This window comes from Aurantimonas sp. A2-1-M11, assembly GCF_036549475.1.
In the GTDB taxonomy this organism is placed as follows: domain Bacteria; phylum Pseudomonadota; class Alphaproteobacteria; order Rhizobiales; family Rhizobiaceae; genus Aurantimonas.
In genome coordinates, this window is the sequence record NZ_JAZHLI010000095.1 from 1 (window position 1) to 10,745 (window position 10,745).

Annotated in this window: 9 protein-coding genes, 1 tRNA gene and 1 pseudogene; 4 read left to right on the top strand and 7 right to left on the bottom strand. The window is 66.2% G+C overall.

Annotation, left to right across the window (positions count from 1 at the left end; genetic code table 11):
* Positions 1-787: 787 nt before the first annotated feature.
* Positions 788-925: pseudogene (locus VQ042_RS23035) on the top strand (ISAzo13-like element transposase-related protein); the annotation flags it as partial.
* A 38-nt stretch (positions 926-963) separates the two neighbouring features.
* On the opposite strand, the gene VQ042_RS23040 reads toward VQ042_RS23035, so the two are convergent.
* The 3 genes from VQ042_RS23040 to VQ042_RS23050 form a co-directional block, all read right to left on the bottom strand.
* A complete protein-coding gene (locus tag VQ042_RS23040) occupies positions 964-1,851 on the bottom strand; it encodes an amidohydrolase family protein (RefSeq protein ID WP_331822630.1) in 888 nt (295 codons plus the stop codon).
* Between the two features lie 9 nt (positions 1,852-1,860).
* Entirely contained in the window at positions 1,861-2,307 is a 447-nt protein-coding gene (locus VQ042_RS23045; RefSeq protein WP_331822631.1) for an RbsD/FucU family protein, read from the bottom strand.
* Positions 2,308-2,382: 75 nt separating this feature from the next.
* Positions 2,383-3,315: an SMP-30/gluconolactonase/LRE family protein gene (locus VQ042_RS23050; RefSeq protein WP_331822632.1), complete on the bottom strand. Its 933-nt coding sequence runs from the start codon at positions 3,313-3,315 to the stop codon at positions 2,383-2,385.
* 307 nt (positions 3,316-3,622) lie between these two features.
* Here VQ042_RS23050 and VQ042_RS23055 point away from each other — a divergent pair, with 307 nt between their 5' ends.
* On the top strand, positions 3,623-4,642 hold the full coding sequence (locus tag VQ042_RS23055) for an aldo/keto reductase (protein WP_331822633.1): 1,020 nt from the start codon (positions 3,623-3,625) through the stop codon (positions 4,640-4,642).
* A gap of 59 nt (positions 4,643-4,701) precedes the next feature.
* Here the strand turns inward: VQ042_RS23055 and ilvA are convergent, their stop codons facing one another.
* The 3 genes from ilvA to VQ042_RS23070 all read right to left on the bottom strand — a co-directional run bounded on the left by ilvA (position 4,702) and on the right by VQ042_RS23070 (position 8,288).
* Positions 4,702-5,955: a threonine ammonia-lyase IlvA gene (gene ilvA / locus VQ042_RS23060; protein ID WP_331822634.1), complete on the bottom strand. Its 1,254-nt coding sequence runs from the start codon at positions 5,953-5,955 to the stop codon at positions 4,702-4,704.
* Between the two features lie 292 nt (positions 5,956-6,247).
* The gene (gene ade / locus VQ042_RS23065; RefSeq protein ID WP_331822635.1) at positions 6,248-8,056 is read right to left on the bottom strand and encodes an adenine deaminase; all 1,809 of its coding nucleotides are present in this window, start codon (positions 8,054-8,056) and stop codon (positions 6,248-6,250) included.
* Positions 8,057-8,202: 146 nt separating this feature from the next.
* Positions 8,203-8,288, bottom strand: a tRNA-Leu gene (locus VQ042_RS23070).
* Between the two features lie 158 nt (positions 8,289-8,446).
* Here VQ042_RS23070 and VQ042_RS23075 point away from each other — a divergent pair.
* Entirely contained in the window at positions 8,447-8,653 is a 207-nt protein-coding gene (locus VQ042_RS23075) for a hypothetical protein (RefSeq protein ID WP_331822636.1), read from the top strand.
* 198 nt (positions 8,654-8,851) lie between these two features.
* Here VQ042_RS23075 and wrbA read toward each other — a convergent pair whose 3' ends face one another.
* The gene (gene wrbA / locus VQ042_RS23080; RefSeq protein ID WP_331822637.1) at positions 8,852-9,451 is read right to left on the bottom strand and encodes an NAD(P)H:quinone oxidoreductase; all 600 of its coding nucleotides are present in this window, start codon (positions 9,449-9,451) and stop codon (positions 8,852-8,854) included.
* Positions 9,452-9,748: 297 nt separating this feature from the next.
* On the opposite strand from wrbA, the gene VQ042_RS23085 reads away from it, so the two are divergent.
* Positions 9,749-10,510, top strand: coding sequence for a competence/damage-inducible protein A (locus VQ042_RS23085; RefSeq protein ID WP_331822638.1), 762 nt, complete (start codon positions 9,749-9,751; stop codon positions 10,508-10,510).
* Positions 10,511-10,745: the final 235 nt, after the last annotated feature.

The following is a 10,745-nucleotide window of genomic DNA, read 5'->3' on the forward strand; positions in this document are numbered from 1 at the left end:
AGATGCGCACGATCGGCGGGGCCAACGTAAAAACAAATGTCATCTCGTCTCATGCGCCGAACATGGCACACCAGATCACAAATGGGAATCTTATGTCAGGTGGTGAACACTAGGGGGACAAGGAGTGATGACCGTGATCGCCGTCGAGTCTTCATCACCACGAAGAAAACATACCGCCCTCATCGCGGGGGCCTGCCTCATGGCCGGGGTCGCCCTCGCATATGCTTGGATGTGGCCATGTCTGCCGGCTTTCTCGTCGGCGGCGTCTTTATGGTCGCCTATTGGGGAGTCCGCATTCCGGCGCGTTTCTATCTAGTATACTGATTAACGAACGGGCGAAGGATCAGCTGTTTTCCGAAATAGTGAGTAGGCCATAGCACGCACGTACGCCAGCCGAACAACCGCAACGATCCGAACGCCATTGCTGTCTTCGGCGTGGCGACCGTGTTCCCTTTTTGCGTGCGTTGTTTGCGACGAGCCGCCGTAGCATCCGGTGGACTGCTCGCAGATCAGGGCGCGCAAAGTCGAATTGGACCCGATCTTCGAACTATCCATAAGGGCCCGCGGCGTATGAAAGCCGCATCATGAGGCCGGACACACGACGGAACTCGACCGCATTGCTCATTCCAAAGCCAAAAACCGCTTGCATTCCGGGGGGCGTCCACACACGAATGTGCGCTCGATACGCGCATCTACGAGAAGGGTCTCAACGTTTCCGATGCCGAGTTCGCCCGCCTCGACATCACCGGCGACGCCTTCCATCCCGAATGGAACCACACGATCAAGCCNATGTGCGCTCGATACGCGCATCTACGAGAAGGGTCTCAACGTTTCCGATGCCGAGTTCGCCCGCCTCGACATCACCGGCGACGCCTTCCATCCCGAATGGAACCACACGATCAAGCCAAGACAGCCGGAAGAGTAGCAGTTATCGATGCGGATATCCTTAACTGACGGGCGCGGTCATGCACCGGCGTCCGCCAGCCCGTAAAAGCCGCGCGCATTGCCACCGAGGATCGCCGCCCGCTCGGGCTCCGATAGTGGGTAGAGGAGTGCCCGAGTGATCTCCACCCAGCGGGCATGGGATGCCGCCAGCGTCAGCACCGGCCAGTCCGAGCCCCAGACGAGGCGTTCGGGCCCGAACCATTCCAGCAGACGGTCGAACACCGGCCGCAGAACGGCCAGCGCGTCCGCCGCGGTTTCGCGCTGGTCGGCCCGCATCTCGGTCAGAAGGCCCGACAGCTTGCACCGGCACGCGGTCTCGCGCGCCAGCCGCGCCATCCCTTCCTGCCACAGGGCATGCCGGGGATCGTGCGACGGCGCGCCGAGCGCCGGTTTGGCGGCATGGTCGATGATGACCGGTAGGTCCGGATGATCGCGGCAGAAGACCAGCAGCCGCGACAGATGCACCGGCAGCACCAGCGCGTCGAAGCGCAGGCCGGAGCGGTCCAGCGCTGCGAGTGCGTCGGCCTCGGGCGCCGTCAGCAGCCAGTCGGGATCGGCGATGTCCTGCAGCATCGGCCGCAGCGACGTCAGCGCCGGCTGGGACGCAAGAGTTTCGATGCGCGCGGCGCCGCCGGGCGATGACAGATCGACCCAGCCCACGACACCGGCGATCTCGTCGTTCTCTCGCGCCAGATCCAGCAGAAAATCGGTCTCGGCGTCGCTCTCGGCCGCCTGCACCAGCACGACCCGCCCGATTTCGGCCTCAGCCGACAGCGGCCGCAGATCCGCCGGCGCGAAATCGCGCCGGATTGCCGAGAGTGCCGGATCGTCATCGGCCTGCAGCCAGTGATAGTCGCCCCGCGACAGGCGCCAGGCATGGCAATGGGCGTCGATCCGATCGGACATCGCCGGACCTCAATTGCCGGCTGTCGGCGGAATGACGCCCTTGCGAATGATGAAATTGCCGTAGAAGCGCCGCTCGCCCGTCTGGACGATGGCATAGGCCTGGCGCGCCTGGTCGTAGAAGTCGAACCGGTCGACACCGGTGAGTTCGGCGCCTTCGGCCCGAAACAGGGCCGCCCCCTCGGCAATGACATCGGGCACCGCCTGCGGATCGCCGACGACATTCATGTAGCGCACCGCGTCCGGCTCGAAATCATCCACCGGCAGCAGCGACAGGATCGCCTGCACGGCCCGCGGTGCCGAGCAGTCCATCCGCAGCGTGGTGCCGTACACCGTGTGATGCGCCACCGATTCCGAAGGAAAGTTGGCGTCGGTGATGACGATCTCGTCGCCATGGCCCATGGCCGCGAGCACGCCGAGGATGTCGGCGTTCAGAAGCGGGTCGATCCCCTTCAGCATGGATTGTGCACCTTCCCTGTATCGATCTGGCCCGCGGCGGGATTGCCGGAGACGTATGCGCAATTGGACGGTCGCCTAGGGACGCTGCGCGCCGCAGCGGGTGGTGTCGATGGTGTAGATCGCGCTCGTTCCACAGATGAACAGGCGCGAGCGATCGGGACCACCGAAGGTGAGATTGGCGACGACCTCCGGCACGAGGACGCGGCCGAGCCGCACCCCGTCCGGGGCGAAGCAGTGGACGCCATCGGCGGCCGACACCCAGAGCAGATCTTCCGTGTCGACCCGCAGCCCGTCGGGCACGCGGTCGACCTCGCAGACGATCCGGCTGGACCCCAGACGGCAGCCGTCGACCACCGTCAGGGCGCGCACGTGATGCGGACGGCTGTCGTCGGTCCCGAATCCGTGGCCGCGGGCCCGGCCGGAATCGGCCACGTAGAGGACAGATTCATCCACCGAGAAGGCCAGGCCATTCGGCCGGTCGAAATCGTCTGCGACCAGGTCGACATCGCCGCTGTCGGGATCGATCCGATAGACGTTGTTGGCGCCGATCTCGCTCTCGGCACGGATGCCCTCATGATCGGAGATGATCCCGTAGGGCGGATCGGTGAACCAGATGGAGCCGTCGGACTTCACCACGACGTCGTTCGGCGAATTCAGCCGTCTGCCCTGCCAGTGCGTCGCCAGCACCTCGTAGGTTCCGTCCATGCGGGTCCGGCTGACGCAGCGCCCGCCATGCTCGCAGGAGATCATCGCGCCCTGGCGGTCGCGGGTGTGGCCGTTGGTCCGCTGGGCGGGCTGGCGGAAGACCCGCAGGCCGCCGGCCTGGGTCCAGGCCATCATCCGGTTGTTGGGAATGTCGGAGAAGCGCAGTTCGCCGATCTCGTCGAACCAGACCGGTCCCTCGGCCCAGATGAAGCCCTCGGCGATGCGCTCCAGCCGTGCGTCGGGCGGGAAGAACGACGCGAAACGGGGCTCCTCCACGGCCAGACATGACGCTGTTTCCACCATATCTGTCCCCCGTTGGCATTTCATCGAGGCCAAGGCCGCCTGTCGGTAGCCGCGCCTCTCTCCTCCCTGAATGTCACCGCGGAGGCTCACAGATCAACCCGCGCCTGCATGTTTCGCATTGCAGCATGTGGGAGCCGAAGTCCCGCAACAGGCGGACCTTATGACCGCTGCGCTGGTCGCGGCCGTCGGCCCGGGCCATAGTGTCGAGGGGAGCGGGCTGTTCTGAGGGATTGCAGAGACTGTTTACCGCAGCAGCAACAGGAACGGCGCGGGCCCTCACCCGGCGACAGGAGAGGAAGAGCCGACCATGCAGTTCGAACGTCGCGAAATCGGACGCACCGGCGTCCAGGTCACCGAATACGGCTTCGGCGGTGCCCCGCTCGGCAATCTCTACGCGCCGATCGCCGAGGACGAGGCCCGCGGGCTCCTGCTCGATGCATGGCAGGCCGGCTTTCGTTATTTCGACACGGCCCCCTACTACGGTTTCGGCCTGTCGGAACGACGCTTCGGCGATGCGCTGCGCGCGGTGCCCTGGCAGGAGGCGGTGGTCTCGACCAAGGTCGGACGGCTGATCCGGCCGGACCGCGGCCCCAATCCGGACCGGGACAAGTTCATCGACGCGGCTCCCTTCCGCTCCGACTACGACTATTCCTATGACGGCGTGATGCGCTCGCACGAGGACAGCCTGCAGCGGCTGGGCATCGACCGGGTCGACATCCTCTTCCTGCACGACATCGGCACCGTGACCCATGGCGCCGAGGCGCATCCGGCGCTGTTCCGGCAGGCCATGGAGGGCGGCTACCGGGCGCTCGACGAACTGCGCCGCAATGGCGACGTCAAGGCGATCGGGGTCGGCGTCAACGAATGGCAGGTCTGCGAGGAGGCGATGGACCACGGGCGCTGGGACGTCTTCCTGCTGGCCGGCCGCTACACGCTGCTGGAACAGACGGCGCTCGACAGCTTCCTGCCGCGCTGCCAGCGCGAGAACGCCTCGATCGTCATTGGCGGACCGTTCAATTCCGGCATCCTGGCGACTGGCCCTGTGGCGGGCGCCACCTACGACTACGAGCCGGCGTCTGAGGACATCCTTGACCGGGTCCGGCGGATCGCGAGCGTCTGCGAGGCCCATGACGTGCCGCTGGCGGCGGCCGCCCTGCGCTTCCCCCTCACCCATCCCAGTGTCGCGGCCGTCATCCCCGGCATGTCCGCCCGCAGCCACCTGGCGCGCAATCTGGCGCTTCTGGACGAGACCATTCCCGGTGGCCTGTGGTCGGACCTGAAGGCGGAGGGGCTGGTACGCGCCGACGCGCCGGTGCCACAGGGCTGAACCGGCGCATTCCGCAAGCCCAGGCTTCGGAATGCGCCATTTGGCCGGCTTGCCGGGCGTCAGATCAAGAGGTCGGCAAGGATGTTGTTGTCGGTGATGTCCTGGTAGCTGACGCCGTTCTGGTCGAAGCGCGCCAGCAGGCCCTCGAAATTCGCCGGGTTCTTGGTCTCGATGCCGATGAGGATCGAGGCGAAGTCGCGCGCCGACTTCTTCAGATATTCGAAGCGGGCGATGTCGTCGTCCGGGCCGAGATAGTCGAGGAAATCCTTCAGCGCGCCGGGGCGCTGGGCCAGCCGCAGGATGAAGTACTTCTTCAGGCCCTCGTAGCGCAGGGCCCGCTCCTTCACGTCCGGCAGGCGCTCGAAGTCGAAATTGCCGCCCGACACGACCAGGACCACCGTCTTGCCGCGGATCTCGTCCTTCAGGTCGCGCAACGCGTCGATGGCCAGCGCGCCGGCCGGTTCCAGGACGATGCCCTCGAGATTGAGCATCTCCAGCATGGTCTGGCAGAGCCGACCCTCCGGCGAGAGCAGGACGTCGTCCGGCGTGAAGCGCGACAGCGTCGCATAGGGTAAAGCGCCGATCTCGGCGACCGCAGCGCCGTCGACGAAGCCGTCGAGCTGCGGCAGCCGTACGCGTTCGCCCGTTCGAAGGCTGGTGCGCAGGCTGGGTGCGCCGAGCGGCTCGACGAAGCGGAACACCGGGCCGTCCTCGCCGGCGTAATAGCGCGCCAGCCCCGAGGCCAGGCCGCCACCGCCGACCGGTAGCACCAGCATGTCCGCACATTGGCCGTCCAGTTGGGCCGCAATCTCGAGGCCGACCGTCGCCTGGCCTTCGACAATGTCCTCGTGGTCGAAAGGCGGCACCATGGCAGCGCCCGTATCGGCCGAATAGGTCTTGGCCGCCGTGTAGCAATCGTCGAAGAAGTCGCCGACCAGCTCGATCTCGACGGCATCGCCGCCGAAGACGCGCGTCTTGTCGATCTTCTGCTGCGGCGTGGTCACCGGCATGAAGACCCGGCCCTCGAGACCGAAATGCCGGCAGGCAAAGGCAAAGCCCTGGGCGTGGTTTCCCGCCGAGGCGCAGCAGAAGCGGCCGGTGGCGGAGCCGGCGGCGATCCGCTTGCGCATGAAGTTGAAGGCGCCGCGGATCTTGTAGGAGCGCACCGGCGTCAGATCTTCGCGCTTCAGGAGGATGCGCGCATCGTATTTGGCGGACAGATGCTCGTTGAGCTGCAGGGGCGTTGCGGGAAACAGCGCACGCAGGGCATCCTCCGCGACTTCGACGCGTCGGGAAAATTCGTTATCGGACATGGATCACAGACTTGCTCTTGGGGAACCGCGACGGGTTCCGGAGAAACGCGCGGCCGGGAGATGCCGGCCGGAAAAGCGGAAGCTGTCTAGACGACGCCGCCGCGTGCCGAACGTGTCGAGGCGCCGGAAAGCTGCATGGCAGCACGGACGCCAGACACGCCGGCGCCGATAATCAGGGACGTGGCTCCGCCGATCGATGCCGAATGTGCCATCCTACGCCCCCTTTCCTTCGCCGGGTTTCTCGATGCGTCAGCCATCGACCATCGCCGCAGTTTTGTAAAGCCGCGCAGGCTTACACGAACAAATCCACCAGTTCGAACCGCTCCACGTCGACGATGCCCTTGTCGGAGATGCGCAGGCTGGGGATCACCACCAGCGCCAGCAGCGAGTGCTGCATGTAGGCGTTGTTGAGTGTGCAGCCGGCGGCGCGCATCGCCCCGATCAGCCGGTCGGCCTTCTCGGCGACGATCTCGGCGCGCTCGCTCGACATCAGGCCGGCGATCGGCATCTCGACCAGCGCCTGCTCCACGCCGTCGGCGAAGAAGACCACGCCGCCGCCGACCTCGCCCAGGCGATTGACGGCCAGTGCCATGTCCGCCTCGGACGTTCCGACGACGATCATGTGGTGACTGTCATGGGCGACCGTCGAGGCCATGGCGCAGCGCCCCGTGTAGCCGAAGCCGGAGACGAAGCCGTTGACCACGTCGCCGCTGCCCCGATGTCGCTCCACCAGTGCAATCCGGCAGATGTCCCTGTCCGGATCGGGCATGGCGACACCGTCGCGCACGGGGACCGGCGCCGTCAGCGCTCTGGTCGGCGCCTGATTCTCCACCACGCCGATGATCCGGGCTTCCACCGACCCGTTCGCGGCCGGCGGCGCGGCCACCTGGAAATCGTCGGCCGTCAGCGCCCGTCCCAGTTTCACCGTGTCCTTGGCGCTGGCGGGATAGGCATGGGCCGGCATGTCGGCCTCGAGCCGGCCGTCCGCGGCCAATCTGACGCCGCGGCCATAGACCGCGTCGATGGTCAGGTCCACGAGGTCCGAGACGATCAGGAAATCCGCCCGCCGGCCCGGCGTGACGGAGCCGATCTCGCGCTCCAGCTTGAAATGCTCGGCGGTGTTGATCGTCGCCATCTGGATCGCGGTCATAGGCTTCAGGCCACGCGAGATGGCGTGCCGCACCACGCGGTCCATATGGCCTTCATGCACCAGTGTGCCCGAGTGGCAATCGTCGGTGCACAGGATAAAGTGACGCGAGTCGAGGCCCATCTCGGTGATCGCACGCACCTGTTCGGCAACGTCGTACCAGGCCGAGCCCAGCCGCAGCATCGCCTTCATGCCCTGACGCACGCGCGCGGCCGCATCCTCCATGCGGGTGCCCTCGTGGTCATCCTCGGGCCCGCCGGCGACATAGCCATGGAAGGCGCGGCCAAGATCGGGCGAGGCGTAATGGCCACCGACCGTGCGGCCCGCCTTGCGGGTCGCCGCGATCTCGCCGACCATCGTGGGGTCGTTGGCGGCGACGCCAGGGAAGTTCATGACCTCGCCGAGGCCGATGATTGCCGGCCAGCCCATGGCCTCGGCCACGTCCTGCGGCCCGAGCACCGCGCCGCCCTCCTCCAGTCCCGGCGCAGAGGGCACGCAGGACGGCATCTGCACCCAGACACTGACCGGCTGGGCCAGCGCCTCGTCGTGCATCAGCTTGACGCCCGGCAGGCCGAGGACGTTGGCGATCTCGTGGGGGTCGATGAACATCGAGGTCGTGCCGTGCGGGATCACCGCCCGGCAGAATTCCGTCACCGTCACCATGCCGCTTTCGACATGCATGTGCGCGTCGCAGAGGCCCGGCACGACGAACCGCCCGTCCGCATCCACGATTTCCGTGTCGGGGCCGATCGCGTGGCTCGCATCGGGCCCGCAATAGGCGAAGCGCCCGGCGGCGACCGCGATGTCCGTATGCGCAATGATCTCGCCGGAATGGACGTTGACCCAGCGTGCGTCGCGGATCACCAGATCGGCCGGCCGGCGGCCCATGGCGACGTCGACGAGCAGCGGGGCGACAGCCTCGAATGGCGGCAACGCGGAGGATTGATCGGTCATCGAAGGGCTCCGCCGGTAAGGGATGAAAGCCGGTGCAACCTACTACCCGGCGTCACACATTGTTGTGATAAGTCGCCCTGATGGCTGGTTCGGATACAAGCCTTCGCGGAGCGAGAGAAGAACGGCCGCTAAACCGTTCCGGCTGCTGGTGCGGGCGGCGGGACTCGAACCCGCACGGGACGAAGCCCGAGGGATTTTAAGTCCCTTGCGTCTACCATTCCGCCACGCCCGCGCCGCCGCGACCTCAACCAAACAGGGTATCGCTGTCAAGATTCGTGGACCGAATGTCACAGTGAAAGAAAAAAGGATCGCGAATTGCGGCGGAAATGCGTAACGTTAGGTCACCGGCGGGTCACACCGCAGGTAAATACGGGGAAGGGAGACCGACGCATGACCGATAGCTCCAGCCGCAATGGACATGCTGCCGGATTCGCGCGGATTGCGCGCGTCGGAAGTGCCGACAGCGCCAGCACGGATGCGCGCGAAGCGCAGGGTTTCCTCGTCACGTTGAGGAAGCAGAACGCTGCGCTCAAACGGCTTGTCGAAGCACTCGATTTCGAGCGGAACGGCCGCCTGCCGGAGACCACGCACTTCTGATCGTCGGCAGTCCGACACGCAGCTTTCTGATGACGCGAACAGGCTACGCGGTTTTCGTCCGCTAGGGCCGCGCAGGTGCATGATCGCGCGGCCATGCAATCCCGGCATGATGTCGAGATCACAAGCTTCGCGTGCGGTCGCCCGAATTGGTCCGGACGACCGGCGGGTCCGAGTGACTCACCCGCCTGTCGGGCGGGTTCAGCCAGCGACCTTCGCCGCGATCTCTGCGATGTGTCGGCCCTGGAAGCGCGCACCGTCGAGTTCGATCTCGCTGGGCATGCGCGAGCCGTCACCCTTGGCGATCGTCGAGGCGCCATAGGGCGTGCCGCCGACGATCTCGTCCATGCTCATCTGGCCGGCGAAGGCATAGGGCAGTCCGACGGCCATCAGGCCGTGATGCAGGAGCACCTTGATCGCCGAAATCAGCGTGGTCTCATTGCCGCCATGCTGCGACGCGGTCGAGGTGAAGGCACCGCCGACCTTGCCGACGAGGGCACCCGTCGCCCAGAGCGGCCCGGTGCGATCCCAGAACGCCTGCATCTGCGAAGCCATGTTGCCGAAGCGCGTCGGCACGCCGATGATGATGGCGTCGTAGGTCGGCATCTCCATCGGGTCGCATTCCGGATAGGCGTGATCCGTCTTGAAATGCGCTGCAGCGACGACCTCCGGGGGCGCAGTCTCGGGCACGCGCTTGATGTCCACCGTCGCGCCGGCGCTCGTGGCGCCCTCTGCAACGGCCTTGGCCATCGCCTCGATATGTCCGTAGCTGGAGTAGTAGAGTACGAGTACCTTCGCCATTGGCGGCTTCCCTTCATCGTTGTGTCGAATGGTCGGTCGGCCACATGGGCCTCTGCCCTAGATAGACGACCCGTCGGCCCGTGAATTGTCGATCTGTTGCGACGCACCGTCACCCTGCCGATGCAGGACGCGGTTGTTCGCCACGGCGCCTCCCCTTGCCTTCCAGTGGAAGACGCCTTCATGTGCGGCTGCAGCACCGTCCGGATCGGGGTGGTTGCTGCCAATCGTCGAAGAAGCCGGAGCGGACCCGGCGGACCTTGTCCGCACGGCCGCTCAACCGAGTGCCGGAGCCTTGCCATGACCGCTCACCCCGCCGCGACCGCCGCGATGCTCGCCATTGGCGACGAGCTCCTGTCCGGGCGCACCAAGGACAAGAACATCGGCCATCTCGCCGAACTCCTGACGCTGGCCGGTATCGATCTGAAGGAAGTCCGCATCATCGGCGACGAGCCGCATTTCATTGCCGACACGCTGAACACGCTGCGCCGCAGCTACGACTACGTCTTCACCTCCGGCGGGATCGGCCCGACCCACGACGACCTGACGGCCGACGCGGTGGCGGCCGCCTTCGGCCTGCCCATCGGCGAGCATCCGGACGCGGTCGACATCCTGTCGGACTATTATGCCGGCCGCGGGCTGGAGTTCACCGCCGCGCGGCGCCGGATGACCCGCACGCCCGAGGGTGCGATCCTGATCGAAAATCCCGTGTCGAAGGCTCCCGGCTTTCGCGTCGACAACGTCTTCGTCATGGCCGGCGTCCCGCAGATCTTCCAGGCCATGCTCGGCAATGTCATGGCGACCCTGCCCGCCGGCCAGGCGATCCGCAGCGTCGCAATCCCCTGCCCGTTCGGCGAAGGCGACATCGGCGACCCGCTGCGCAGCCTGTCCCAGTCGCATCCGGGCGTGAGCATCGGCTCCTATCCGAAATTCGACGGCGACAGCTATTCCACCGAGATCGTCCTGCGCTCCCGCGACGACAGGGCGCTGGACAGCGCCGCGGCCGCCGTCTCCGCCATGCTGGACGACCTTCGCCAGGCGCGGCCGGCAACCGCGGGCTGACCGCCAGTTCGGGAAGAAAGGGCGTTGCGTCGACATCGGTCGCGCGCTTTCGCCCGGCACGGGCCCGCCCGCGTCCCGGGGCATGTCTTCCGTCGACACCGGCGCGTGACATCTTGCACGTAAGGGGAATCGGGTGAGTTGAATTTCACGAGATGAGGCTGACGAGGAATTTCTCGTTCCACCCGGCCTTCAATCGTTTGTTTGTCATCGACAGTTTGGCGGGATTCCGCCGCAA